The sequence below is a fragment of the Modicisalibacter radicis genome (assembly GCF_900961225.1).
Taxonomy (GTDB): Bacteria; Pseudomonadota; Gammaproteobacteria; order Pseudomonadales; family Halomonadaceae; genus Modicisalibacter.
Window position 1 is genome coordinate 100885 of the sequence record NZ_CAAHFN010000048.1, and the last position, 25205, is coordinate 126089.

Here is a 25205-nt window from a genome sequence, read left to right on the forward strand (position 1 = left end):
AAACGTCCTTCGCGCATACTCCGACACTGACCTTTGCGCCCCTCGAGGGCCAATAGAACAATCATCTGGAGTCACGCCCGTTATGCAACGTCGCAAGTTTCTTACCGCGCTCGGCGCCGGTGCGGTCGCCGCGCCCTTCGTTTCCACCGCCCGCGCGCAGGACACCGTGCGCTGGAAGATGGTCACCTCCTGGCCCAAGAACTTTCCGGCGCTGGGCACCGGCGCCAACGATTTCGCCAAACGCATCGGCGAGCTCTCCGGTGGGCGCATGCAGGTCGAGGTCTACGGCGCCGGCGAGATGGTCCCCGCCATGGAAGTGTTCGACGCGGTATCGTCGGGCACCGCGCAGATGGGCCACTCCGCTTCCTATTACTGGCTCGGCAAGGTCAAGGCGGCGCAGTACTTCACCGCCGTGCCGTTCGGCATGAACACCATGGAAACCAATGCCTGGCTCTACCAGGGCGATGGCATGCAGCTGTGGGACGAGCTCTACGCCGAGTCCAACCTCAAGCCGTTCGCGGTGGGCAACACCGGCACCCAGATGGCCGGCTGGTTCAAGCAGGAGATCGACTCGCTGGAGGACATGCAGGGGCTCAAGATCCGCCTGCCCGGGCTCGCCGGCGAGGTAATGAACCGCATCGGCGCCACCGCGCTGACCATTCCGGGCTCGGAGATCTTCACCTCGATGCAGACCGGCGTGCTCGACGCCGCCGACTGGGTGGGGCCCTACAACGACCTGGCCTTCGGCCTGCATCAGGTTGCCGAGTACTACTACACCTCGGCCTGGAACGAGCCCAGCGCGATCCTCGAGGGCACCGTCAACCTGGATGCCTGGAAGGCGTTGCCCGACGACCTCAAGGTGGTGGTCGCCGAAGCGGCGCGCAGCGCCAACCTGGCGATGATCGACGAATTCACCCTGCACAACGCCGAGGCGCTCAAGACGCTGGTCGACGAGCATGGCGTCAAGCTGCGCTCGCTGCCCGACGATGTGCTCAAGGCCCTGTACGAGGCCTCGCAGAAGGTACTCGAGGAGCAGGCGGCCAGCGATCCCGCCTCGGCCAGGATCTACGAGTCGTATCGCGCCTTCCAGCAGCGCATCCGGCCGTACACCGACGCCGGCGAGTTCGCCTATCTGAAGAACCGCTCGATGGTGCGCGGGTAAGCGCCGCCTTCAGGCGCGTCGATGCTGCCGGCCGGGGTCAGGTCTCGGCCGGCACCGCGCGGATGCGCCCGTTGTCGTCCAGGGCGACCATCACGAAACGCGCCTCGGTGACCTTGTAGAGCTCGTCGGGGTTGCGCTCGTGGGGCGGGCGAATCCAGACCTCGGCATCGATGGTGATCGAGCTGTGGCCGATGTCGCGCACGGCGGTGAAGATATTGACCACCGAGCCGATGCGTACCGGGCACAGGAAGTCCATCGACTCGACCGCCACCGTGGCGATACGCCCATGGGCCTTACGGCCGGCGCACAGCTCGGCGGCCTGGTCCATCTGGTTGATCAACCAGCCACCGCTGATATCGCCATAGAAATTGGTGTCCTGGCGGGTCGCCAGGACCTTCAGGGTCAGATCGCCCTGCGGGGCCGGTACGTCATCGAGGTCGGTCATGCTTGCTCCCAATTCAGCGCTTGTTGTTATCCGCTTGCTGAGTGCCATCTTAAACGGCGGGCGGCCCGCTCGACCACTCTCTCGTCGGCGGGGTGTCGGGGCGCCGACGCTGGCCGGGCTGGCGCTCGTGGCGGCACTTGGCGCAACGCCGGCGGTGGCGGCGCAACAGCCGGTCGTCGGCACGCTCGACGCGATCGGCTCGGACACGCTGGCCGGGCTGATGCTGCGCTGGGGCGAGCAGTTCGCGACGCGCCACCCCGGCGTGCGACTGCAACTGCAGGCGAGCGGTTCGGCCACCGCGCCGCCGGCGCTGGCCCAGGGCGCCACCCGGCTGGGCGCGATGTCGCGGGCCATGAGCGATGCCGAGCTTGCCGCCTTCGTTGCCGAGCAGGGCTACCCGCCGACCGCCGTGCCGGTGGCGCTCGACGCGCTGACGGTGTTCGTGAACCGCGACAACCCCGTCGAGGCACTGAGCCGCGACCAGCTCGACGCGATCTTCTCCGATACCCGGCGCTGCAGCGGCCGGCCGGCGCTCACCCGCTGGGGCCAGCTCGGGCTCGACGGGCCCTGGCGGGAACGGCCGATCACCCGCCATAGCCGCAATAGCGTGTCGGGCACCTTCGATGTCTTTCAGCGCGAGGTGCTGTGTCATGGCACTTTCCAGCCGTCGGTCAATCAATACCCGGGCTCGGCGGCGGTGGTCGCCGCGGTGGGCGACAGCCTGGGCGGGATCGGTTACGCCGGCATGGGCTATCTCACCGCGGCGGTCAAGCCGCTGGCACTGATCGATGCACAGGGCCGGCATGTCCGGCCCACGCCGGAAACGGCGGCCAGCGGCGCCTATCCGCTGACCCGGCGGCTGTATCTGTATCTCAACCGTCGCCCCGACGAGCCGTTGCCGCCCCTGGAACGGGCCTTCCTCGCGCTGGTGCTGTCGCCGGCCGGCCAGTCGCGGGTCGCCGAGGCGGGCTTCATCCCGCTACCCGAAGCCACCCGCCAGCATTGGCGACAGCGCCTGGGACTCGATTTCGCGTCGGCCGAGTGAGTCGTCATCAAACTGACATGCTACTGTCGTAGTTTATCGTTCTACCCCCGATGGGCCCGCCCTGCTGCATGCTCGATATCGCCCCTTCCGCCTCCCGCCGCCGCCGTCGCCAGCTGCGCGATCGCCTGGCCAGCCTGGTGATCCGCGCGGCGGGGACCGGGGTGATCGCCGCGGTCCTGGCGATCGGCGTATTCCTGGTCGTCGAGGTGTTGCCGCTGTTCGCGCCGGCGCGCATCGATTCGCCCGGTCCGGCCGCTGGGCCGGCGATGGCCGCCAGCGAGACGATCGTCGGTGGCGTGACGCTGGATGCCGACACGCTGCTCACCCTCACCCCCGATGGACGCTACCGCACCCGTTCGCTCGACGGGGCGCCGCCGGGCGATTGGGATCGATTGCCGAGCGCGCTGCTCGCCGGGCAGCGGGTTACCGGGGTCGTCGCGAATGACGCGGCGCTGGTGCTGGCACTTGCCGGTGGCGACGTGATTCGCATCCCGCGTGGCACCGATGGCGGCCCCGAGGGGGCGCGCGCAAGGCGCTACGCGCTGTTCGCCGAAACCCGGCCCGCCGAGCTGGCCCTGGCCGGCGATTCTCGACGCTGGTGGCTGGCGGGGCGCAGCGAGGAGGGCCGGGTTGCCGTGCTGCGCGGCGGTGGCCAGGATGACGCTTCCCGGGAGGCTGCCGTGCGCCGTTTCACGGTTCCCCAGGAAGCCGAGCATCTCGCGCTGGATGGCGATGGCCGGTTGGTACTGGCCAGCGGCCCACGGCTCGCCGTCTGGACGCTGGACGGCGACCGGGCGCAGGCGCTGGGGGACATCAGGGCACTCGATGGGCCGGATCGGCGAATCACCGCGTTGAGCTATCTCGCCGGGGGCGAGACGCTGCTGGTCGGCGACAACCGCGGCCAGTTGCGGCGCTGGCTGGATCGTCACGATGGCCGGGCGCCGCTGATCGCCGCGCCGAGCGACCCGGCACCCCTCGGCGAAGCGATATCTCGCCTGCTGCCGCTGCCCGGAAAGCATGCGGCGCTGGCGCTCGATGCGCACGGTGGACTGGGGCTCTACCAGGCCCTGAGCGGGCGCCGCTGGCAGGGTCGGGCGCCGTCGGGCGAACCGCTGGCGTGGGGCGTCGCCGGCGAGGAACGACTCTGGTGGCTGGATGAAAAGGGGCTTCAGGTGCGCACCGTCCGCGCCGAACATGCCGCGGTGACCTGGCGCACCCTCTGGCAGGCGCAGCTCTACGAGGGGCATACCCAGCCCGTGCAGCGCTGGCAGGCCGAGGTCGGCGGAGCTGGCGGCGAGTCGCGCTTCAATCTCACGCCGCTGGCCTGGGGAACGCTCAAGGCCGCCGGCTGGGCGTTGCTGTTCGCGGTGCCGCTGGCACTCGCCGCGGCGGTCCACACCGCGGTGTACATGCCGGCGAGGCTGCGCAACCGCGTGCGCCCGGCGCTCGAGCTGATGGAAGCGCTGCCCGGGGTGGTGATCGGTTTCGTTGCTGGGCTGGTGATCGCCCCCTACGTCGACCGTCACCTGGCCGGCACGCTGGCGCTGGCGCTGGTGGTTCCGCTGGGGTTGCTGCTGGTCGGGGCACTGTGGGCTCGCCTGCCTGCCCGGCTGCAGCACCGGCTGCCGCTGGGCTGGGCCGGGCTCTGGCTGGTGCCCTGGCTGGCGCTGCTGTGCGCGGCGTCGCTGACGTTGTCGCCATGGCTCGAGGCGACGCTGTTCGGCGGCGACCTTCAGGGCTGGCTGGCCAGCGAACTGGGACTGACCTACGTCACCCGCAACGCCATGATCGTCGGCGTGGCGATGGGCTTTGCGGTGATCCCGACCATTTATGCGCTGGCCGAGGATGCGCTCTCCGGCGTACCCCGCGCACTCGACGAGGGCGCCCGGGCGCTGGGCGCGACCCGCTGGCAGGCGCTGTGGCGGGTGTGGCTGCCGGCCGCCAGCCCGGGCCTGCTCTCGGCGGTGATGATTGGCGCCGGGCGCGCGGTGGGCGAGACGATGATCGTGCTGATGGCCACCGGCAATACCGCACTGATGTCCGTCAGTCCCTTCGAGGGGCTGCGTTCGATCGCCGCCAACATCGCCATCGAATTGCCCGAGGCCGCGTTCGGCGGCACCCACTACCGGGTCCTGCTGTTGAGCGCGCTGGTGCTGTTTGCCTTCACCTTCGCCGTCAACACGCTGGCCGAGGTGGTTCGGCAACGTCTGCAGCGTCGCTATCGGCGCCTCGGAGGCTCACGATGAATGCCCCCGGAACTTCCAGGGTGGCGCGCACAGGGCGGCGTGGCGAGGGCGGCTGGCCCTGGCTGGCCGCCGGTGGCGTGGCGCTGTCGCTGCTGATGGTCACGGCGCTGCTGGTGCTGCTGGCCAGCCGGGGCCTGGGGCATTTCTGGCCCGCGGCACTGGAGCGCGTGACGCTCAGCGACGGCGAGGTCATCGCGGGCCAGTTGATCCGCCGGATAGAGACCCGGGACGGCCGCCACGAGTGGCTCTATGCCACCGCCAACCGCGACCTCGATGGCCGGGCATGGCGCTGGGTCGATGCCGGGCGCATCGTCGACCGCGACACGCCGGAAGAGCTCGTCCGCCTGGAGCGCCGGCGCTGGGGGCCGTTCATCGGCTACCTGCGGGCGGTGGAACCGTCGATAGCCGATGCCGGAATGTCGCCATCGTCGGCGGCGCGCTGGCAGGCCCTGCAGGATCGCCTGGCCAGGACTCGAGCGCTGCGTGAACGACTGTCGGCGCTGCGCGCGTCGACCCTCGAGCCGCTGGCCGACGAGATCGCCGCTACCGATAACCCCTCGCCGGCGACACTGGCGGCCTTCGCGAAGGCGCGTCAGCGCCTCGTCGAACTGCAGCAGGCGTTGGACGGCGAGTCGCTGACGCTCGAAAGCGCCGATGGCCGGCGTCTGACGCTGCCCCTCGAGGAGGTGCTCGACGCCTGGCGACCCAATGCCATGGACCCGCTCGCCAAGCTCGGAGCCTGGGGGCAGCGGGTATGGGCGTTTCTCAGCGAGGGGCCACGGGCCGCCAATACCGGCGGCGGCGTGTGGCCGGCGATCTTCGGTACGGTGCTGATGGTGATGCTGATGTCGCTGGTGGTCACGCCGTTCGGCGTGCTGGCCGCGGTCTACCTGCACGAGATTGCCTATCAGGGCCGGCTGACCCGGCTGGTGCGTATCGCCGTGCGCAATCTCGCCGGGGTGCCGTCGATCGTCTATGGCGTGTTCGGGCTGGGGGTGTTCGTCTACGGCATCGGCGGTCAACTCGACCAGTGGCTGTTCAGCGAGCGGCTGCCGTCACCGACCTTCGGCACCGGTGGCCTGCTGTGGGCGTCGCTGACCCTGGCGCTGCTGACCCTGCCGGTGGTGATCGTCGCCACCGAGGAGGGCCTGGCGCGGATTCCCGATCATCAGCGCGAGGGGGCGCTGGCGCTCGGCGCGACGCGCTACGAGACCCTGCGCCGGGTGGTGCTGCCGATGACGTTGCCGGCGATGCTCACCGGGGTGATCCTGGCGGTGGCGCGGGCCGCCGGCGAGGTGGCGCCATTGATGCTGGTCGGGGTGGTCAAGCTGGCGCCACAGCTGGCGCTGGACGGGCAGTTCCCTTTTCTGCATCTCGACGGCAAGTTCATGCACCTCGGCTACCATATCTACAGCCTCGGCTTTCAGGGCGACGATGTCGAAAGTGCGTTGCCGCTGGTCTACGCCACCGCGCTGCTGCTGGTGGCGGTGATCGTGGTGCTTAACCTGACTGCAATATTCTTGCGGCATCATCTGCGGGCACGTCACCGTGCTCTGCATCGTTAGGAGGTTTGATCTAGTTGTCCACCCTTTCGAGCCCGTCGTCCGTGTCCACGGCGATCGCCGATTTTGCCGACCAGGCGAGCTGTTTCGCCATCGACGGTCTGTCGCTGGACTACGCCGGCAAGCCGGCGCTGCGCGGCTTGACGTTGCGCATCCCGCGCCAGCGGGTGACCGCCTTCATCGGTCCGTCGGGCTGCGGCAAGTCGACCCTGCTGCGCGCCCTCAACCGGCTGCACGATCTCAACGACGAGGTCGGCCGTCAGGGCCGTATCCACCTGGAGGGCGCGGATATTCATGCCGACGATGTCGATGTCGCCGAGTTGCGCCGCCGGGTGGGGATGGTCTTCCAGGCGCCCAACCCGTTCCCGATGTCGGTCTACGACAATGTGGCGTTCGGCCTGCGCCTGCAGGGCGTCAAGCGCAAGCGCGTACTCGACGAGGCGGTGGAATCGGCGCTGGTGTCGGCGGCCCTGTGGGACGAGGTCAAGGATCGTCTGCACGGCTCGGCGTGGGCGCTGTCGGGTGGCCAGCAGCAGCGCCTGGTGATCGCCCGCACGCTGGCGGTGCAGCCGGAAGTGCTGCTGCTCGACGAACCGGCCTCGGCGCTCGATCCGATCTCGACGCTCAAGGTCGAGGAGCTGATCCGTGGCCTCAAGTCGCGGCTGACGCTGGTGCTGGTCACCCACAACATGCAGCAGGCGGCGCGGGTCTCGGACTACACCGCCTTCCTGCAGGCCGGCGAGCTCGTCGAGTACGCCGCCACCGACCGGCTGTTCACCAATCCGCGCCTGGCGCGCACCGAAAACTACATCACCGGCCGCATGAGTTGAGCTTTTTCGAAACCCTCGCGGCCCCGGAGGAAACATGGACATCACCAGCGATACCCACAGTCAGCATATCTCCAACCAGTTCAACCAGGAACTCGAGGCGCTCAAGACCCATCTGATGGCGATGGGCGGGCTGGTCGAGAAGCAGGTCCAGGACGCCATCTCGGCGCTGCTCGAGGGCGACAGCCGGCTGGCCGAGCAGGTGCGCGACAACGACACCGCGGTCAACGACATGCAGCTCAAGATCGACGAGGAGTGTACCCGGGTACTGGCGCGTCGCCAGCCGGCGGCCTCCGATCTGCGCCTGGTGCTGGCGGTGATACGCGCCACCTCGGATCTCGAGCGGATCGGCGACGAGGCCAACAAGATCGCCCGCAACGCGCTGTCACTGGCCGAGTCGGGGCGCTCGGCACGGGGCTTCGTCGAGGTCCGCCACATCAGCGAGCACGTGCGCGGCATGGTCCGCGACGCATTGACCGCCTTCGCCCGCTTCGATACCGACCTGGCGCTCAAGGTGGTCCGCGAGGACGAGGCGGTGGACAGCGAATACACCTCGGCGATGCGCTCGCTGGTGACCTTCATGATGGAGGACCCGCGCTCGATCACCTCGATCCTCAGCGTGATGTGGATCCTGCGCGCGCTGGAACGCATCGGCGATCACGCCGACAACCTCGCCGAGTACGTCATCTATCTGGTCAAGGGCCTCGACATCCGCCACAGCGACGTCGATACCCTTGACGAGCAGGAACTGGGCAGTAAAGGTTAGGCCTCGCCCGCCGCCGCCCTGGCCGGCGGACGAACACGCCGCCTCGCTGGCGGCCTTCTTGTACGTCGGCCTACGGATCGCTGTCATGCTCAACGCCTTTGGCGCCCTGGCGCAGGGCACCCGGCTGGTGCTCTCGCCGGGCCTGCGCCGTTACGTGTTTCTGCCGATCGTCGCCAACCTGGCGCTCTACGTCGGCACCATCGTCTATCTGCTGAACAATTTCGGCGGCTGGCTCGATTACTGGATGCTCAAGGTGCCGGGTTGGCTCGACTGGCTCGAGTGGCTGATCTGGCCGCTGCTGGTGGTCAGCCTGGTGGTGGTGGTGTTCTTCACCTTCACGCTGGTCTCCAACCTGATCGCCGCACCGTTCTACGGCTTCCTCGCCGAGAAGGTCGAGACCCGGCTCAGCGGCCGGCCGCCGGCCGATGAACGCAGCCTGGTGCGTGGCGGCATCGACGCGCTGGGCCGCGAACTGGTCAAGCTGGGCTATATCCTGCCGCGCATGGCGCTACTGTTCCTGATCGGCTTCGTGCCCGGGCTCAACCTGGCGATGCCGTTTCTGTGGGCGGCGTTCTCGGCGTGGATGATGGCGATCACCTACCTCGACTACCCCATGGACAACAACCGGGTCAGCTTCAAGGACATGCGCCGCCGGCTACGCCAACGCTGGTGGCCGACGCTGACCTTCGGCGGCTGGGTGATGGCGGCGACCTGGCTGCCGCTGGTCAACCTGGTGCTGCTGCCCGGCGCGGTGGCCGGCGCGGTGCTGATGTGGCGGCAGCACTATAGCCAGCTGCCGGTGCCGCGGTGATGGGCCGGCGGCGCCTGCGTGCCGCCGTGCTTGCCTGTCCCGTTCCGTTGGTGCCCAGCCTGCCGTCGTAGAAAGCATTTGCCGCTGATGAAATTCAATAAAAACCATTATCATTTGCTTTTATATTCGAAACTTGGCTGATAGGGTCTTTCTCTCGACAACACCCACGAAGAACACGAAAAATGCGACACAGGGTAAGGATCATGCGAAAGACACTAATCCGTCTCATGGTCGGCTCAGGCCTTCTCACGAGTTACGGTCTGGCACAGGCGGCGGATGACGCGACGATGGATCCCCTGGTGGTGACGGCGACCCGTTCGGGCGAAACGCAACAGGACACGCCCCAGGTGATACGGGTCATTACCCGGGAAGAGCTGGAACAGCAGCAACGCATCACCTCGGACTCGTCCGAGATACTCAGCAATCTGATGCCGAGTTATGCACCGCCCCGCCAGAAGATGACCGGCAGCGGCGAGACTCTGCGGGGGCGCACGCCGCTGGTCCTGATCGACGGCATTCCGCAGTCCAATCCGCTGCGCCCCACCGGTCGCGAGCTGCATACCATCGACTTCTCGATGGTCGACCACATCGAGGTGATCAAGGGGGCGAATGCCACCAACGGCTTGGGGGCGGCCGGTGGTGTGATCAATCTGGTTACCAGGCGGCCGGAACCCGGCTCGTTCAATCAGCACTTCGAGGCCCGGGTCACCACGCCGACCTCGGAATTCGATTCCGACACCGACAGTTATCGCACCAACTACGGATTTAGTGGCAACCGGGGGCCGGTCGACTACGTGTTCTCGATGAGCTACGAGGACCGCGGGCTATACCTCGACGGTGACGATCGCCCGGTCGGCGTCGACAACACTCAGGGCGACCTGATGAATTCCGAGGCCTACGACCTGTTCGGCAAGGTTGCCTACTGGTTCGGCGACGACCGCCGCCTGCAGTTCAGCGTCAATCACTATCGTGTAGAAGGCGAGGACGAGTACGTCAGTGTCACCGGCGATCGCCAGGCGGACATCGCCACCACCTCGGAGCGCGGCGACCCGCCGGGGGACGCGCCCTACAACCGGGTGTGGACCACCGGGCTGACCTGGGACGACTACGATCTCGCCGGCATGCACCTGAACGTGCTCGGCTTCTATCAGGATTACGAATCGCTGTTCGGCGCCACCGACTCCGGCAGCTTCCAGGATCCCGCCATCGCCCCGGTCGGCACGCTCTACGACCAGTCCATGGCGGATACCCGCAAGTACGGCATCAAGTCGTCGCTGACCAAGGACGATCTGTGGAACGATCGGGTCAAGCTGACCCTGGGCTTCGACGTTCTGCGCGACGAGACCGAGCAGTACCTGTGGCTTACCGACCGCACCTACGTACCGCCGGTGGAGTACTCCGACCTGTCACCCTTCATGCAGGTCGATTTCAGCCCGATCGAGGCTTTGACCTTCTCTGCCGGGGCTCGCTACGAATACGCCAAGCTCGACATTGACGGCTATCGTACCGTGGCCGCCAACAACGGCGTCGATGTCGAAGGCGGCTCGCCGAGCTTCAACGACACCCTGTTCAACGCTGGGGTGATCTGGCGTCCGGTGGACGACTGGAGCCTGTTCGCCAACTACTCGGAAGGGTTCAGCATTCCCGACGTTGGCCGGGTGTTGCGCGGCATCGACACGCCGGGCAGTTCGGTCGACGACATCGAGAACCTGCGCCCGATAGTCACCGACAACATCGAGACCGGTGTCCGTTACGACAACGGGCGTCTCAGCGGTGAGCTGAGCTACTACATATCCTCGTCCGACTTCGGCTCGCGGCTGACGACCCGCAACGGCGTTTTCGAGATGCAGCGCGAGAAGACCGAGATCGAGGGAGTCGAAGCCTCACTCGACTATCGGTTCAACGAGCGTCACAGCTCGCGACTGGCCTATTCGCATATGCGCGGCCGCTATGACAGCAACGACAACGGCACTCTCGACGCCAAGCTCAACGGCTTGAATGTGGCGCCGGATCGCCTGGTCGCCAGTTGGTCGGCCGACTGGACGCCGAAATGGTCGACCTTCGTGCAGGTCAACCATGCCTTCGACAAGGATTTTGACGACAGCACCAACGGCTGGGACCTGGACTTCGACGGCTACACCCTGGTCGATGCAGCGGTCGGCTATCGGCTGCCGGTCGGGCGTCTCGACCTTGCCGTGGCCAACCTGTTCGACAAGCGTTACATCACCTACTACTCCCAGAGTGCCCTGGACAGCGGCAATGCGGATTACATGAATGACCGCTACTTCGCCGGTCGCGGCCGGACGCTGAGCGTGGGTTACAGCGTCGACTTTTAAGTCCGGCCCCGATAAGTCGCTGTGCATCCCCTTCGGAAAGGAGAGAGGCGCGTGAGTGACTCGCCCCTCGATGCCAGGCATTGGCGCTGCCTGGCCGAGGCATTGCTGGCGCGCTGGCGACGATTAGGTCCGCTGATCGCTCATGGGGTCAGGTACTCTCGCGTACCACCAGCTCGACGCCCAGATCGAGGTTGCCTTCCTGGGGCGTCGTGCCATCGCGCAGTCTGGCCATCAACAGGCGTGCAACATGGCGACCGATTTCCTGACGAGGCGGCTCGACGCTGGTCATGGGCGGCACGGTGCTGGCGGTGAAGTCCTGATTGCCGAAGCCGGCCACGGCGAGGCGGTCGGGGATCGGCCAGCCCTGCCGCTGGCATTCGAACATCACGCCGAGGGCGACCATGTCGTTGGAGCAGCAGATCGCTTCGATCCCGGGGTTTTCGGCGATCAGCTCGCCGAGCAGCCGGCCGGTCTCCGCGGTGTCGCTGCGTCCCGAAAGCTGGCGCAGCACGACCCGGCCGCCGGCGGCTTCGATGGTCTCGCGAAAGCCGAGGTAACGATCGCCGGCGCGCACGTCGCGCTGGAAGTTGGTGCTGATGAAGGCGGTACGTCGATAACCCCTGCCGAGCATGTGTTCGGCCACCAGGCGACCGCTGGCGTGATGGGAAAACCCGACCACCATGTCCAGCCCCGGTCTGCCGTAATCCCACATCTCGACGATCGGCGTGTCGCTGTTGGCCAGCAGCGAGAGCGACTTGCGACTGTGCAGGAAACCGGTCAACACCAGCCCGGCCGGGTTCCAGCTCATGACCGAGCGGATCAGCTCCTCTTCGCGGGATTCGTCGAATTCGGTGTTGCCGATCAGCAGTTGATAGCCGGCGCTACGCAGATGGCGTTCCAGGGTCTCGAGCGTGGCCGAGAAGAACGAATTGGTGATGGTCGGCACGATCACGCCAATGACATTGGAGCGCGACGAGGCCAGCCCGCCGGCCATGGTGTTGGGCAGATAGCCCAGCCGGTCGATCGCCGACTGGATCTTCTCGGCGCGTCGCGGGGAAACCTCATCCGGGCGCCGCATGTACAAAGACACCGTGCTCGGCGATACATCCGCCAGTTGCGCGACTTCCCCCATGGTGACCCGTTGTGAACTGCGCCTGCGTCTTGCCACGGCCTTGGTCCTTATCCCTGTCGCGTGATCGCTGCTCATGCTGCCGTCGTGCCCGGTCCGGTAGTGTAACGGGTCGGGCGCGGTTCGTTGACCGGACCTTGGCGGCACTTGTCTCGCGCCGGGTCTACGACGAATGGACGACGAGGATCGATTGTAGGGTAAAAATCGCAGCGCTACGATAGCTAGCGTAACCAGAGGATCATCACATAGCGCCGTTCGGCAGAGAGAAATGGCCGGGCCGGCGAAAATAAAACAACCAATTTCGTAGCGCTACGAAAAAGGAGTCCGCCATGAAATCCCTGCGTTGTACCTTGGCTGCACTGACGCTGGCCGGCGCCGCCCACTCGGCCCTGGCCGCCGATACGCTGGATATCATCGTGCCCTTTTCTGCTGGTGGCGCTACTGACATCGTAGCCCGTAGCCTGGAACCGATCCTTTCTCGTGAACTTGGTGTTACTTCTGTAATCAGGAACGTGGCAGGCGCTAGTGCCACGTTGGGCACGATAGAAGTAGCCAACAGCCAAGGAAACCCCAATATCCTAGAATACGTACCGGCCGGTGCGCTTAGTATTCAACCAACGCTAAAAAGTCTTCCTTATGAACTGGACAGTTTTCGCTATATCTGTCGGACCGTCTCCAATCCAATGTACCTGATGGTTTCAAAGTCATCCGGCATCAAGAGTTTTCCGGAACTCGTTAACCGCTCGAAAGAGCGCTCTCTGCTTTATGGGTCTTCCGGGCCGGGCACGCTTCCGCATCTGGCGATGGCTGCGCTCGTTGTCCACAGCCAACTTGACGCTAGGCATATCCCCTACCGAGGTACCGGGAATGCCATGAATGCCTTGGCGGGTGACGAAATACAAGTCGTGGCTGGCACCGACACTATTCTGACGAACTATGATCTCCGACCGCTGGCCATCTTCGCTCTTCAACGAGATCCAAATTACGCTGATGTTCCCACTATAAAGGAGTTGGGTGTCGGCAAACTTGAATTTTCCGTCTGGCAGGGGTTGATCGCACCTGAAGGAATTTCTGAAAAGCGTTTCAGACAATACTCTGAAGCCTGCGAAGCTGCCTTAAAAACACCGGAATTTCGAGAATTCGCTGACAAAGCTAACGTTAATATTGCGTACCTGGATCAGGAAGAATTCAAAAAGTTCGTGACAAAACGGTACGAAGATAACAAGTCGGTACTAGAGACGTCCGGCCTGATCAAATAGTCGGAGATTTTCAGAAGGATACTTTTATGATTAAAAGGCGTGTCAATGCAAATGTCTTAGTAGCTTTATGCATGCTTGCGATAGGAATATTTTTATCAATAGTGGCATGGAGTGGGCCGGGAAGTTCGATGGCAGTGCCACGAGCTACGTTGAGTCTATGGTGTTTTATTGCCCTGTTGATAACTATAAATGAATTACGTAGAAATATTCGAATCGACTCAGCAATGCCAGTTAAAGTCAAGATGTTGATGATTACAGTTCTTGTGGCATCTTTAGTAATATATTACGTGGGGTTCTTGATAGTTTCGGCTATCATTGTTCCTGTCATACTATGGCTATTTAAAGTACGTAGTCCGCTTCATATTGCATTGGGAACACTGTTGGTTGGCACAGGAATATGGTTTGTTTTCCATCATGTTTTATTGATAAGGCTGCCTACGTTATTAGAAAGCGGAGTGTTTTAATATGGATATGGCTATAGATGTATTAATGACGTCAATAACATGGCAATCTATTGTTGCCATCATTATTGGAACATGGGCTGGCATTATAATTGGCGGTCTGCCCGGCCTAGGCTCCGTAGTGGGCTTGACAATCTTTCTGCCGTTCACATTTGGCATGGATATGATTGCCAGTATGTCGCTCCTTATAGGAGTATATTGTGGATCGGTATATGGTGGTTCTATTACCGCTATATTGATCAATACGCCGGGCGCACCTCAGGCGGCAGCCACAATGCTTGATGGCTTCCCTATGACTCAGAAGGGAAAGGTTTCTGAAGCACTGGGGTGGGCGACATTCGCCTCGTTTTTTGGTGGTATTGTTTCCTGCCTTATTCTTCTTTTGTTTGCCCCGATATTGGCTAAGTTCGCGGTAAACTTTGGGTCAATTGAAGTCTTTGCGCTGACCTGCATCGCGATGCTCTGTATAATCGGCGTTTCTAAGGGTAATCTACTTAAAGGTTTGCTTTGTGGCATCGTTGGTCTTTTTCTTTCCATGGTGGGAAGCGATCCGATAACAGGCTTCGGGCGCTTCACTGCCGGAAGCTATGCGCTCAATTCTGGGATTTCGCTCATCCCCGTCGTTATCGGAGCCTTCGCGCTTTCCGAGCTCTATATGCGCTGTCGAGATAATAATGACAATAAAACAAGCATCCCCGAAGCCCATTTAAAGTTTCCCGGCATCCGCTCAATCTTCAAGCGGCTGACAGAACTGCTTCGAGGGTCGTTAATAGGCAGCCTCGTAGGGGCGCTGCCTGGCGTTGGTGCAGGTCCTGCCGCCTTTATGAGCTACTCGGCTGCTCAACAGCTATCGCCTCGCCGCTCAGCCTTGGGAACTGGTGAGCCTGATGGCGTTATCGCTGCTGAATCTGCCAATAATGCCGTGACGGGTAGTGCCTTCATTCCCACATTGACTCTGGGAATTCCGGGTGGTGTCGTTACGGCGTTGATGATGGGGGCCATGGTAATACATGGGATCACCCCAGGGGTACGGTTGGTACGTGACCATCCTGAAACGATGTACGCACTATTTGTCGTACTGATTATGGCAAATGTTGCCTTGCTTTTGCTAAGCAAGCCCTCGGTAACGCTTTTCCGTTACATATTCAAACTGCCTGAAGGCTATATCATGGCAGGTATTGCTGTTTTTAGTTTTATAGGTGCGGCTTCAGTTCGGGGGAATCCTTTAGATTTGATTGTTGCCGCTGTGGTTGGGATCTTCGCTTATGCTTTGAGGAATGCTAATTATCCGCTGGCGCCGCTAGTGATCGGCATGGTTCTAGGAAGCGATATGGAAAGTTCTCTACGGCGTGGTCTATTGATCGAGCGAAATGATTTTTGGGCATTTTATACCCATAGCTATATGTCGATTACGCTGTTGTCATTGATAATTCTATTTTTAATTTGGACTATAGGGCGCACACTGGTCAATTTTTTACGGCGCACTAAATGAAGTCACAGTCTAATAGCGAATTACGTAACGGAAGCTTTAAAGCGAGGAGATAAATACATGTCGAATAACCCCAATGTAATATTAATATGTGTCGACCAGTGGACCGGACAACTCTTGGGTTGTAGTGGTCATCCTTCTATTCAAACGCCGACATTGGATGCACTGTCTCGTAACGGCACTCGTTACAGCCGAGCCTACAGTGAGTGCCCTGTTTGCGTGCCTGCTCGTCGTACTTTGATGACGGGCACCTCATCCAGGCTCCATGGAGACAGGAGTTTTCGCCAAGATGCGCCCATGCCGGCACTGCCAACGCTAGCGCAGGCTTTTCGTGACGGAGGATACCAGGCCAGTGCGGTGGGCAAACTACACGTATTTCCTCAACGTAGCCGTATTGGATTCGATGATGTGATTCTTTCTGAAGAGGGAAGAACACAGTGGGGGCTTGTCGACGATTACGACGCGTATTTGGCGCGAAGTGGTTACTGGGGGCAACACTTTGCACATGCAATGAGCAACAATCAATATATATGGCGCCCATGGCATTTGCCGGAAGAAGTGCATGAAACAAACTGGGCTACTAAAGAGATGGTTCGCACGATTCGTCGGCGTGATCCGACGCGTCCGGCTTTTTGGTATCTATCCTATAGTGCACCTCATCCGCCGCTGACCCCCCTAAAAGATTACCTCTATCTTTATGAAAACGAGGATATAGACGCCCCAGTTCTAGGTGACTGGGTTGACTCACTTCCAGGTGCAGTTTGCGCTAAGCAGACTAATTATTTTCCAAGCGGTCGGATTGATAGTTGGCTGCGGGGTGTTAGGAAAGCTTTTTATGCTCAATGTACCCACATAGATCACCAGATTAGGTTGGTTATTGGCGCGCTTCGAGAAGAGGGGATATTAGATAACACAGTTATAATGTTTACTTCTGATCATGGGGATATGCTTGGTGACCATGGTTTGCTGGGAAAACGCTTTTTTTATGAAAAGTCAGCCAATATACCCATGTTGCTAATTGGTCAAAAAAATGATGATAAAGTCGCCTGCAATCTCGTCGATGACCGACTGGTTGGGTTGCAAGATGTAATGCCAACTTTACTAGAGCTTGCCGGGATTCCTGTTCCAGATACTGTCGAGGGCGCATCGGTAGTCGGAGAGTACAGGCGGGAATTCCTGTATGGAGAGTTTGGAGAGAGCCATCAAGCGACGCGAATGATCCACGAGGGTCGTTTCAAGTTAATTTATTACCCGAGTGGTAATTATGTGCAATTGTTTGATCTCGAAACAGATCCTATGGAGCTAGTGAATCTTTCACAAAAGCCTGACTTCGAAGAAATTAAAAGGCATCTTCTATCTGTACTTGCCAGCCAGCTGTACGGTGCCGATGTTGACTGGCTTGAAAATGATGAATTTACAGGTCTATCAAATAATCCTGACGCCACGAAGGTTACCGGTGATCGATCGCTTATGCAGCAACGAAGTATTTATTAAATGAGCCAATACTGTCATCGCTAGCTCTATTGCCAGCGTTAAGGACCTTGATAAAGGCTGTATTCGCTAACTTACAGAACGAGTTGCCATGACCATTACCGATCTCAAGACCCATGTGCTGGCCGCGCCGCTGGACCAGCCGTTCGCCTTCTCCCAGGGCTGGGTGCACCAGCGCACCGCGATGCTGGTCGAAATCCATACCGCCGACGGCCTGGTCGGCTGGGGCGAGTGCGTCAACCACGGCCTGCAGCCGCCGCAGGTCGCCCAGGCGATGGTCGAGCATGCGCTAAAGCCGCTGGTGATCGGCCGTTCGATCTTCGATCGCGAAGTGCTGTGGGAAACGCTGTACAACCACACCCGGCCCTACGGCCAGAAGGGCGTGGCGCTGTTCGGCATCGCCGCGATCGACATCGCGCTGTGGGATCTGGCGGGCAAGGCGCTGGGTCAGCCGATCCATCGCCTGATGGGAGGCGCGTTCCGCACCGAGATTCGTCCCTACGCCACCGGCTTCTATCGCCGCGAGGGTGGCCGGTATCCCGAGGAGGTGGTCGAGGAGGCGCTGCGCCACCAGGCCAACGGCTACCGGGCGATGAAGCTCAAGACCGGCTTCGGCATCGAGGCGGACATTCGCGACATGCGCGCCGTGCGCGAGGCGGTGGGCGACGACGTGGCGCTGATGATGGACGCCAACTGCGCCTACAGCGTGGCGGCGGCACGGCGCATCCTGATGGAGCTGGAAGACACCCGCGTGCACCTGTTCGAGGAGCCGCTGAGCCCGGAAAACCGCCACGGCTACCGCGAGCTCAAGGGTCTCTCGCGTACCTGGATCGCCGCCGGCGAGAACGAATATACCAAGATCGGCTACCGCGACCTGATCAGCGAGGGCGCGCTGGACGTCATCCAGCCGGATCTCGGCGCCGCCGGCGGGCTCACCGAGTGCCGGAAGATCGCCGCGCTGGCCCAGGCCTGGCACGTGCCGCTGATCCCCCACGTGTGGGGCTCCGGTGTCGGCCTGGCCGCCGCGGTGCAGTTCATCGCCAGCCTGCCGCCTCAGCCGCTGTCGCTGACGCCCGACGAGCCGATGCTCGAGTACGACCAGTCGGCGCACCCCTTCCGTCAGGAACTGATCGGTGGCGAATTCCAGCTCAATGCCAACGGCTGCGTCGAGGTGCTCGACAAGCCGGGTCTGGGTATCGAGATCGACCGTAGTGTCATCGACCGCTATCGCATCGACGCCTGATCGCCGCTTCTGCAAAAGGACTCCGCATGACCAATCGAGCCAAGAAAATATTGCTGCTGGGAGTCGATGGGCTGATTCCCGAACTCGTCGAGCGCTTCTGCGCCGAGGGCGTACTGCCCAACATCCGGCGGCTGCGCGACGAGGGCGGTCACACCCGTCTGCTGCCCTACATCTCGACCTGGGGCGACACCAACTTCGTCGCCTTTCTCACCGGCCAGGCGCCCGGGACCAGTTGGGTCGGCCAACGCATGCCGCCGCGCGGCACCGGCCATCTGCTGGAGCTGATGCGCGAGGCCGGCCAACGCGCCGCGCTGGTCCACTTCCCCGAGAGTCTCGTACCCGTCGGCGATGAGGACTTCTGCTTCGCGCCGTTCTGGAGCGCCGGCGGCCCGGCGCCGATGGAGCTGGCGCCGGCCTGCCTGCACAGCACCCATCTCAATCAATGGTCGGAAACGCCCCAGGCCGAGGCGCTGGGCTGGCCGCCGAGCGGCACCCTGGCCCATCATCACAAGCACAACCGCTTCGCCATCGAGCGCTCCGGCGACGCCTACTATGCTCTCATCCCGTTCAACCGTGGCGAGCCGTTGGCGGTGACGCTGACGCCGCGGGACGCCACGCGGCTGACCCTCGGCCTGGGTGATCGCCAGGCCGGGCTGGGCGTCGGCGACTGGAGCGAGTGGCTACCCGTCTCCGCCGCCGGCGAAAACGGCTACGTGCGCTTCAAGCTGCTGGCCTTCGACGCGGCCGAGGGGCGGCTCGACCTGCTGCAGTCGCAGATCACCGTCCCCGGCAAGTCGAGCAACCGGCCGGCGCTGGCCGAGCGCCTGACCCAACGCCACGGGCCGTTCATCTCCAAGTGGGCGGTGTCGGCCGACCCCGACATCCGTTACTTCGAGACCAGCTTCGAGGAGGGGCATCACCAGCTGACGTGGCTGGTCGACAGCGCCCTGACGCTGCTCGACGAGGAGGACTTTCAGCTGTTCGCCACCGTCTTCCGTCTCAACGACGAGACCCATCACACCTGTCTGGCCTACTGTGATCCCGAGTCGGCGTTCTACTCGCCGGCCGAGCAGGCGCGTTACCTGGAGGTCATCCGTCGTTCCTATCGGATTCTGGACGACGCCGTGGGTCGGCTGCTGGCGGGGCGGCGCGACGACACCGTGATCGTGCTCGCCTCCGATCACGGCGACGTGCCCAATCGCTACCTGTGCGACATCCATCGCCGGCTGGCCGAGTTCGACCTGTGCAGCCTCGATGCCCAGGGCCGGCCGATCGTCGAGCGCAGCCGGGCCTTCCTCAAGGACGAACGCGGCGGGCTCGAGATCTTCGTCAACCGCGATGTCGTCGATGCCGCGGAGGTCGACCGGGTGCAGACCCGCATCCTCAAGGCGCTGACCACCTGGTACGTCGACACGGCCGAGGGCGAATGCAATGCGGTGGCGCTGGCGGTCAAGAAGCAGGACGCCAGCGTGCTCGGCTACTGGGGCGAGCACATGGGCGACGTGCTGTTCGCCTACGCGCCGGGCTTCGTCTGGGGCACCAACCGCCGCGGCGATAGCGTGGCGCCGGTGACCAGCGCCGGCGCCAACCACGGCCCCCAGGTGCCCACGGCGAGTACCGCGTTCGCTTCCAATCACGGCCTGGCGATCTTCCATGGCGAGGGCATCCGCGCCGACGTGCAGCTACCGTTCGACACCGCCACCGGCATCCAGCGCATGGACGACGCCGGCGCCACCTTCGCCGAGCTGCTGAGGCTCGACACGGCGTCGCTCGACGGCAAGCCGCTGGCGGCGCTGCTCGACCGGGCGCGCGGCTGATGTGGGCGCCGCTGAGCGACAGCCGGCGCGCTCGCTACCCGTCGCTGGCCGGGGGCGTTACCCCCGGTTTCATTACAAATAAGGAAGATTGATTATGAATAACAAGTTGCGTATTAACTTGGCTCGCTACGCCATAACAAGCGTTTTGGCGGGCTCCATTGGCGTGCCCATGGTTGCTAACGCTTCCGAAACGAGTCTCGTGATAAAATATCAGCAAACATTTAAAGAAAATAAGTATTACCGCCCTCTAGTGGGGGTGTTTCATAAGTTTGATAATAATCTAAAGCTGGGGTTCGTCCATAAGCGACAGTGGCGTGAAGAAGTCAAGACTAGTGGGTTTCCTAAGTTTCAAGAGACAGTAGTCAGCGCTGCTTATGGGATAAAGCTGGGAAAGAATGGCAAAGCGACATTGACTCCCGCTATTGAGTATAAATTCAATCATAAGAAAGAAACAGTGCGGCCTTCCGTGAAAATATTCTACAGACTGAATAATGAATGGGGTGTAGGGGCTAGATACCGTTATGAGTATCAAGTGCACAATGGGATAAATGGTAAGCTATCTCGGATTAACCGTTATGATCTTTATCTAGACTATAATGTTTCCGACGATTTTAGCCTCGAGTGGAACCCTAGTTATGGTGATATGCTCGGCGAAGGTGGAGGAACGTTTTATACGGATGAAAATTATCGAATTGAGCACGAATTTACCGCGAGCTATAAGGTTAATGCAAAAAATGCTGTAGCTATCACATATAAAAGAAAAGACGAAACTTTTGAAAATTCTAAATACAATGGCGGCAAAAACGATGATGCCGTCCAGCTAGCCTACAGATATGTTTTCTAAATAGAATTAGCCGCTTGGTTGTGTTGTGCAATGTTGTAATATTAAGAGTAAAATGGATAGCTTATGAGCTGGTTGTTTCGAGAATAAATGTACATGAGTTCCAGGAAATTGAGCCAGACTAATGGTTTCATCTAGGCTTTGTACGAAAAGAAGGCTCTGCTAATTTTGCCCATGCTGCAGCAGCATAGGTGACGTATGGCAGGCCGTTGCGAGCTTTCCGAACACAGTTGGTCGCTGATCAAGGACATCGTCTCACCGACCTAGGCGATGGGCCGGCCAAGGCGGGATGACCGCTTGGTATTGAGCGGCATCTTTTGAGTGCTGTGCTCGGGAGCCAAATGGCGCGACTTGCCGGAACGCTACGGCCCCTGGTCCATGGTGTATGCCCGATTCCGTCAGTGGCGTGATGACGGCACCTTCGACACCGGGCTGACGCGCCTCCAGCTCAAGCTGCGCGAGGATGGCCTGATGGATCTGGACACGTGGATGATCGACTCCACGGCCGTTCGCGCTACCCGTGCCACCTCGGGGGGCGGCAAAAAGGGGAATCAGGCGAACCGGTAGACCACTCGCTGGGCCCCAGCCGAGGCGGCCTGACCTCCAAGATCCATCTGGTTTGCGACCGACATGGGTGGCCGCTGGCTTTCACGCTATCGCCGGGGCGGGACGCCGACACTCGTCACTTCATTCTACGATGGAAGCGATCCGCTTGCCGGGAGGCGTCGGTCGGCCCCGGAAGCGCTATCACTACGTCGTGGCAGACAAGGGCTATGATAGCGATGAGTTGCGCCACTATTGCGACCGGCACCGGATGAAGCCGATCATCGCCCAGCGCAAGATGTACAGGCGGCCGCGGCCCGGGCTCCCCCGGGGCTTCGACAAACTCAAGTACCGGGAGCGAAACGTGATCGAGCGCGGCTTCGGCTGGCTGTACAATCACCATATTCCGCAGAAAGCGCTGCACCATCAAACACCGATTGCAGCGATGAAAGAATGGCAGGCTAAACGGCCAGAGCTATTTACTCAGCGGGTAGTCAATCACCCGGGACCCGACACCTAACGAATAAGCGGACTTTTTTAGCTTGGATCAGGACTGCGCTTGCCCTGCCGAGACTGGTGCATGCCAAAGCCCAGTCCAAACAAGGGGCTCTTGACGTCGCCGAAGCCTTCTTCAATCTGCATGCGCTGCCGGTAGATGGCCACCTACTTGCCCGCAGCATTTATTAGCGGTCTGCCAGGTTGCTTACTAGAACCCAGAGTTCCTTCTGGCGTCGAGCGATCGCGCGATTACCACTGTCCTGGGAGACCTGCCCACTTTTATTGCGATGCTTTCCCTACTGCGGTGGCCGGTGGTAGAGCGCCATACGGGGGATCGGGTTGCTCTCTGCCGCAACGCCCAAGCCATTCTCAATATCGACGCCTTGTACTAGCCAGTGCTCCTTGGGGTTACACTTAACCGGATTTGTTGTGCATTGCATCCGGCGTTTCGCCGGCCTCGGGCAGGCATAGCCGCGCGGCGGGGAACACGCAGTGGAACAGTGCGCCCTCGCCGGGGCGGGAGTCGATCTCCAGGCGTGCGTCATGGCGCAGCAACGCGTGCTTGACAATCGCCAGCCCTAGCCCCAGCCTGCTCCGTTTCGACCTCGACGCGCACCACGTGGCCCTTGTCGGCCAGCGCGCGGGTATCGGCGCGTCGCTGGCCGAGGCGTTCGCCGCCCAACAGGCGCGCGTCTCGGGCCTGGACCGCATGCTGCGTCTGCAGACGGGACTGACGTGACCGGTACGCAAACCGTCATGGGACAATCGTCCGCTTTTGTCTCACCCCGCCATCCTTTGGCGGTCCTGCCCAGGGCGATCATGGCGTCAGCCGTCCAGTGAAGCGGAGGCCATCCCGCATATTGAGTCCGAGTAGCGCCAGGTTAACCAGACCGGCGAGAAGTTCGACCGCCTGAACCATGTAGAACGCAGTGTCAAACTCACCGGCCTTGGCCTTGGAAGCGAGGAAGAGCGCCGCCGGGATCAGCACTAAGAGTCCGTTGGCGGCGATGAAGGGCATGCGCTTGAGTTTAGCGCCGATCAGGCCGCCGCGCGCGCGCTTCGCGAGCGAGATGCCCGAGCCGCCCGCCGCCACCAGCGCGGGGATGAGCAGCAGGAATCCCCAAGGAATGATCGATTTGACGGCGACGATGGTCGTGGTCGAGCCGAACAATTCGGCTAGTGTCGTCGATATCCAAAAGGCGGTGATCGTTAGCATGGCGATGATCCCGGCAACGGGGTGAAGGATCTTCTTCATGGCGGAACTCCGTTGGCTTGCCAAGGCAGACAGGTCTATCTATAGTCATCATATAGTCGATACGACATCACGATGTCAATGTGGAGTCATGATGACTGAAAATGACCACAAAGCCAGTCCACAGGCCGAGGCCCTGACCGCCCTTATCCTCAGCCTGTTCCGGGTCAATAATCTCACGATCAACTGGGGCGACCGACTGGTCGCGCCGCTGGGACTGACGAGCGCGCGTTGGCAAATCCTCGGCGCCATAGCCTATGCCGACCGGCCGCGGCCGGTCGCTTGGCTGGCGCGCGATCTGGGTGCAAACCGCCAGAACATTCAGCGGATCGTCAACGACCTACACAAAGACGGGATCGTCTCCTTCACGCCGAACCCGCATCACAAGCGTGCGCATCTGGTCGTGCTGACCGTAAAGGGGCGGCGGGTCTATGACGAGGCACTTCGCCTTTATGTGCCACGCGCCAACGCGCTTGCCGAGGATATTTCCTCTGACGATCTCGAAGCCGCCCGTCGTGTCATGGATGTGCTCAAGATAAAACTGGAAGGAAACGGCGATGCTGAAGAGCAGGTCTGATCGCTATGCCGCGGTTTCCGCCCCGCTGTCCGGTGTCGGGCCGGTCCGAGAGAGTCGGCTCCCGGTACCGACGCCGACCGGGGCGAAGTAGCGTCTTTAGCTGCCTGTGCCGTTCAGTGCATCCGGCGTTTCGCCGGCCTCGGGCAGGCATAGCCGCGCGGCGGGGAACACGCAGCGGAACAGCGCGCCCTCGCCGGGCTGCGAGACGATCTCCAGATGGGCGTCGTGGCGCAGCAGCACGTGCTTGACGATCGCCAGCCCCAGCCCGGTACCGCCGGTGGCCTTGCTGCGTCCGTGGTCGACGCGGTAGAAGCGTTCGGTCAGCCGCGGGATGTGCACCGGGTCGATGCCTTCGCCGTCGTCCTCGACCTCGAGGGCGGCGCCGTCCTGCCAGGCGCGCCAGCGCAGCGTGATGGTCGATTCCGCCGACGTGTAGCGCACCGCGTTGAAGGCCAGGTTGGACAGCGCGCTGCGCAGTTCCTGCTCGATGCCGGCGAGCCCCCGGTCCGTGTCGATCTCGACGCGAATCACATGCCCCTCGGCCAGCGCACGGGTATCGGCGGCGACCTGTTCGAGCAGCGCGGCGACATCGACGCGGCTTTCCTGTTCCAGGCGATGGTCGGTCTCCAGCCGTGACAGCAGCAGCAGGTCGTCGACCAGGTTCTGCATGCGCGTGGTCTGGTCCTGCATCTGGGTCAGGCCGCGTTGCCAGCGCGGCGGCAACCGCTCGGCCGGGATGTCTTCGGTCAGGGCGGCGTAGTTTTCCAGATAACCGGAAAGCACGGTCAGCGGTGTGCGCAACTCGTGGGAGACGTTGGCGACGAAGTCGCGGCGCATCTGCTCGAGGCGGTGCAGGCGGGTGATGTCGCGGGCCATCACCAGGCGCTCGTTGTCGCCGTAGAGGGTGATCTGGAACTGCAGGATAAGGTCGTCGCGAATCGGCGAGGCCAGCGTCAGCGGCTCGCGATAGTCGCGGGCGTTGAAGTAGTCGACGAAACGCGGGTCACGCAGCAGGTTGGTGATGTGCTGGCCGCGATCGTGGCGGGTCTGCAGGCCGAGCATGCGCTCGGCGGCGCTGTTCCACCACTCCAGGTCGCCGCGGCTGTCGAGCATCACCACGCTGTCGCGCATCGCCTCGGAGGACTCCTGGACGCGGCGGATCACGTCGCGCAGGCGCTGCTGGGTCAGCCGCTGGCTCTTCTGGTACTTGTACAGCCGATCGAACAGATCGCCCCACACGCCGCTGCCCACCGGCGGCTCGCGACCGGGATGGTAGGTCAGCCAGACGTACAGCTCACGCAGATGGCGCAGGTGAATGAACACGAAAAGCCCCAGGCCGACCGCCAGCCCCCAGCCCGGCTCGCCGAGCACCTGTCTCTTATACACAGCTGACGCTGCCGATGAA

Annotated in this window: 22 protein-coding genes and 2 pseudogenes; 19 read left to right on the top strand and 5 right to left on the bottom strand. The window is 62.2% G+C overall.

From position 1 onward, the window contains the following. Nucleotides 1-82: 82 nt before the first annotated feature. On the top strand, nt 83-1162 hold the full coding sequence (locus HR9077_RS03335; RefSeq protein ID WP_136065105.1) for a TRAP transporter substrate-binding protein: 1080 nt from the start codon (nt 83-85) through the stop codon (nt 1160-1162). 37 nt (nt 1163-1199) lie between these two features. Here HR9077_RS03335 and HR9077_RS03340 read toward each other — a convergent pair whose 3' ends face one another. Beyond that, complete coding sequence (locus HR9077_RS03340; protein WP_136065107.1) at nt 1200-1607, bottom strand: acyl-CoA thioesterase; 408 nt, start codon at nt 1605-1607, stop codon at nt 1200-1202. 127 nt (nt 1608-1734) lie between these two features. Here HR9077_RS03340 and HR9077_RS03345 point away from each other — a divergent pair, with 127 nt between their 5' ends. The 7 genes from HR9077_RS03345 (at nt 1735) to HR9077_RS03375 (ending at nt 11200) form a co-directional block, all read left to right on the top strand. Then, entirely contained in the window at nt 1735-2652 is a 918-nt protein-coding gene (locus HR9077_RS03345) for a PstS family phosphate ABC transporter substrate-binding protein (protein ID WP_244613007.1), read from the top strand. Between the two features lie 68 nt (nt 2653-2720). Continuing rightward, nucleotides 2721-4898: an ABC transporter permease subunit gene (locus tag HR9077_RS03350; protein WP_136065111.1), complete on the top strand. Its 2178-nt coding sequence runs from the start codon at nt 2721-2723 to the stop codon at nt 4896-4898. Next, on the top strand, nt 4895-6463 hold the full coding sequence (gene pstA, locus HR9077_RS03355; RefSeq protein ID WP_136065113.1) for a phosphate ABC transporter permease PstA: 1569 nt from the start codon (nt 4895-4897) through the stop codon (nt 6461-6463). Before HR9077_RS03350 ends, pstA begins: the two co-directional genes overlap by 4 nt. A 53-nt stretch (nt 6464-6516) precedes the next feature. Further along, nucleotides 6517-7290 carry a phosphate ABC transporter ATP-binding protein PstB gene (gene pstB, locus HR9077_RS03360; protein ID WP_210725845.1) on the top strand — a complete coding sequence of 258 codons (774 nt, stop codon included), beginning with the start codon at nt 6517-6519 and terminating at the stop codon, nt 7288-7290. A 34-nt stretch (nt 7291-7324) separates the two neighbouring features. Then, complete coding sequence (gene phoU, locus HR9077_RS03365; RefSeq protein WP_136065117.1) at nt 7325-8053, top strand: phosphate signaling complex protein PhoU; 729 nt, start codon at nt 7325-7327, stop codon at nt 8051-8053. A gap of 85 nt (nt 8054-8138) precedes the next feature. Beyond that, nucleotides 8139-8864 carry a sulfate transporter CysZ gene (gene cysZ, locus HR9077_RS03370; protein WP_136065119.1) on the top strand — a complete coding sequence of 242 codons (726 nt, stop codon included), beginning with the start codon at nt 8139-8141 and terminating at the stop codon, nt 8862-8864. A gap of 203 nt (nt 8865-9067) precedes the next feature. Next, nucleotides 9068-11200 carry a TonB-dependent receptor gene (locus HR9077_RS03375; protein WP_244613009.1) on the top strand — a complete coding sequence of 711 codons (2133 nt, stop codon included), beginning with the start codon at nt 9068-9070 and terminating at the stop codon, nt 11198-11200. A gap of 148 nt (nt 11201-11348) precedes the next feature. Here HR9077_RS03375 and HR9077_RS03380 read toward each other — a convergent pair whose 3' ends face one another. After that, nucleotides 11349-12407 (bottom strand): LacI family DNA-binding transcriptional regulator, encoded by a 1059-nt coding sequence (locus HR9077_RS03380; protein ID WP_136065123.1) that lies wholly within the window; start codon nt 12405-12407, stop codon nt 11349-11351. Between the two features lie 251 nt (nt 12408-12658). On the opposite strand from HR9077_RS03380, the gene HR9077_RS03385 reads away from it, so the two are divergent. The 9 genes and pseudogenes from HR9077_RS03385 (at nt 12659) to HR9077_RS22445 (ending at nt 22160) form a co-directional block, all read left to right on the top strand. Further along, nucleotides 12659-13588: a Bug family tripartite tricarboxylate transporter substrate binding protein gene (locus HR9077_RS03385; protein ID WP_136065125.1), complete on the top strand. Its 930-nt coding sequence runs from the start codon at nt 12659-12661 to the stop codon at nt 13586-13588. 26 nt (nt 13589-13614) lie between these two features. Then, entirely contained in the window at nt 13615-14052 is a 438-nt protein-coding gene (locus HR9077_RS22440; protein WP_136065127.1) for a tripartite tricarboxylate transporter TctB family protein, read from the top strand. A gap of 1 nt (nt 14053) precedes the next feature. Continuing rightward, complete coding sequence (locus HR9077_RS03395; RefSeq protein WP_136065129.1) at nt 14054-15541, top strand: tripartite tricarboxylate transporter permease; 1488 nt, start codon at nt 14054-14056, stop codon at nt 15539-15541. A 57-nt stretch (nt 15542-15598) separates the two neighbouring features. Next, on the top strand, nt 15599-17032 hold the full coding sequence (locus HR9077_RS03400; protein ID WP_136065131.1) for a sulfatase-like hydrolase/transferase: 1434 nt from the start codon (nt 15599-15601) through the stop codon (nt 17030-17032). A gap of 88 nt (nt 17033-17120) precedes the next feature. Continuing rightward, complete coding sequence (locus HR9077_RS03405; protein WP_136065133.1) at nt 17121-18272, top strand: mandelate racemase/muconate lactonizing enzyme family protein; 1152 nt, start codon at nt 17121-17123, stop codon at nt 18270-18272. A 26-nt stretch (nt 18273-18298) separates the two neighbouring features. Beyond that, a complete protein-coding gene (locus tag HR9077_RS03410) occupies nt 18299-20089 on the top strand; it encodes an alkaline phosphatase family protein (RefSeq protein WP_136065135.1) in 1791 nt (596 codons plus the stop codon). A gap of 94 nt (nt 20090-20183) precedes the next feature. Then, nucleotides 20184-20933: an oligogalacturonate-specific porin KdgM family protein gene (locus tag HR9077_RS03415; protein WP_136065137.1), complete on the top strand. Its 750-nt coding sequence runs from the start codon at nt 20184-20186 to the stop codon at nt 20931-20933. 195 nt (nt 20934-21128) lie between these two features. Then, nucleotides 21129-21993: pseudogene (locus HR9077_RS22085) on the top strand (IS5 family transposase). Continuing rightward, nucleotides 21951-22160 carry a DUF202 domain-containing protein gene (locus tag HR9077_RS22445; protein WP_136065159.1) on the top strand — a complete coding sequence of 70 codons (210 nt, stop codon included), beginning with the start codon at nt 21951-21953 and terminating at the stop codon, nt 22158-22160. The pseudogene HR9077_RS22085 and the gene HR9077_RS22445 overlap by 43 nt, the downstream one beginning before the upstream one ends. A gap of 225 nt (nt 22161-22385) precedes the next feature. On the opposite strand, the pseudogene HR9077_RS21840 reads toward HR9077_RS22445, so the two are convergent. Next, nucleotides 22386-22556 (bottom strand): annotated as a pseudogene (locus tag HR9077_RS21840) (ATP-binding protein); the annotation flags it as partial. On the opposite strand from HR9077_RS21840, the gene HR9077_RS21845 reads away from it, so the two are divergent. Continuing rightward, nucleotides 22534-22710 carry a hypothetical protein gene (locus HR9077_RS21845; RefSeq protein ID WP_168380880.1) on the top strand — a complete coding sequence of 59 codons (177 nt, stop codon included), beginning with the start codon at nt 22534-22536 and terminating at the stop codon, nt 22708-22710. The pseudogene HR9077_RS21840 and the gene HR9077_RS21845 sit on opposite strands and share 23 nt — an antisense overlap. Nucleotides 22711-22788: 78 nt before the next feature. Here HR9077_RS21845 and HR9077_RS03440 read toward each other — a convergent pair whose 3' ends face one another. Then, nucleotides 22789-23226, bottom strand: a complete 438-nt coding sequence (locus HR9077_RS03440) for a hypothetical protein (protein ID WP_136065145.1) — start codon at nt 23224-23226, stop codon at nt 22789-22791. Between the two features lie 91 nt (nt 23227-23317). On the opposite strand from HR9077_RS03440, the gene HR9077_RS03445 reads away from it, so the two are divergent. Continuing rightward, nucleotides 23318-23800 (top strand): MarR family winged helix-turn-helix transcriptional regulator, encoded by a 483-nt coding sequence (locus HR9077_RS03445; RefSeq protein ID WP_136065147.1) that lies wholly within the window; start codon nt 23318-23320, stop codon nt 23798-23800. Nucleotides 23801-23896: 96 nt separating this feature from the next. On the opposite strand, the gene phoR is transcribed toward HR9077_RS03445, so the two are convergent. Then, on the bottom strand, nt 23897-25186 hold the full coding sequence (phoR, locus tag HR9077_RS03450; protein ID WP_244613013.1) for a phosphate regulon sensor histidine kinase PhoR: 1290 nt from the start codon (nt 25184-25186) through the stop codon (nt 23897-23899). Between the last annotated feature and the right edge of the window lie 19 nt (nt 25187-25205).

What these genes read in the sequence shown, in the direction of transcription:
- HR9077_RS03335 (WP_136065105.1), top strand. Translation starts at nt 83, where the DNA reads ATGCAACGTCGCAAGTTTCTTACCGCGCTCGGCGCCGGTGCGGTCGCC.
- HR9077_RS03340 (WP_136065107.1), bottom strand. Translation starts at nt 1,607, where the DNA reads ATGACCGACCTCGATGACGTACCGGCCCCGCAGGGCGATCTGACCCTG.
- HR9077_RS03350 (WP_136065111.1), top strand. Translation starts at nt 2,721, where the DNA reads ATGCTCGATATCGCCCCTTCCGCCTCCCGCCGCCGCCGTCGCCAGCTG.
- pstA (WP_136065113.1), top strand. Translation starts at nt 4,895, where the DNA reads ATGAATGCCCCCGGAACTTCCAGGGTGGCGCGCACAGGGCGGCGTGGC.
- phoU (WP_136065117.1), top strand. Translation starts at nt 7,325, where the DNA reads ATGGACATCACCAGCGATACCCACAGTCAGCATATCTCCAACCAGTTC.
- cysZ (WP_136065119.1), top strand. Translation starts at nt 8,139, where the DNA reads ATGCTCAACGCCTTTGGCGCCCTGGCGCAGGGCACCCGGCTGGTGCTC.
- HR9077_RS03375 (WP_244613009.1), top strand. Translation starts at nt 9,068, where the DNA reads ATGCGAAAGACACTAATCCGTCTCATGGTCGGCTCAGGCCTTCTCACG.
- HR9077_RS03380 (WP_136065123.1), bottom strand. Translation starts at nt 12,407, where the DNA reads ATGAGCAGCGATCACGCGACAGGGATAAGGACCAAGGCCGTGGCAAGA.
- HR9077_RS03385 (WP_136065125.1), top strand. Translation starts at nt 12,659, where the DNA reads ATGAAATCCCTGCGTTGTACCTTGGCTGCACTGACGCTGGCCGGCGCC.
- HR9077_RS22440 (WP_136065127.1), top strand. Translation starts at nt 13,615, where the DNA reads ATGATTAAAAGGCGTGTCAATGCAAATGTCTTAGTAGCTTTATGCATG.
- HR9077_RS03395 (WP_136065129.1), top strand. Translation starts at nt 14,054, where the DNA reads ATGGATATGGCTATAGATGTATTAATGACGTCAATAACATGGCAATCT.
- HR9077_RS03400 (WP_136065131.1), top strand. Translation starts at nt 15,599, where the DNA reads ATGTCGAATAACCCCAATGTAATATTAATATGTGTCGACCAGTGGACC.
- HR9077_RS03405 (WP_136065133.1), top strand. Translation starts at nt 17,121, where the DNA reads ATGACCATTACCGATCTCAAGACCCATGTGCTGGCCGCGCCGCTGGAC.
- HR9077_RS03410 (WP_136065135.1), top strand. Translation starts at nt 18,299, where the DNA reads ATGACCAATCGAGCCAAGAAAATATTGCTGCTGGGAGTCGATGGGCTG.
- HR9077_RS03415 (WP_136065137.1), top strand. Translation starts at nt 20,184, where the DNA reads ATGAATAACAAGTTGCGTATTAACTTGGCTCGCTACGCCATAACAAGC.
- HR9077_RS03440 (WP_136065145.1), bottom strand. Translation starts at nt 23,226, where the DNA reads ATGAAGAAGATCCTTCACCCCGTTGCCGGGATCATCGCCATGCTAACG.
- HR9077_RS03445 (WP_136065147.1), top strand. Translation starts at nt 23,318, where the DNA reads ATGACTGAAAATGACCACAAAGCCAGTCCACAGGCCGAGGCCCTGACC.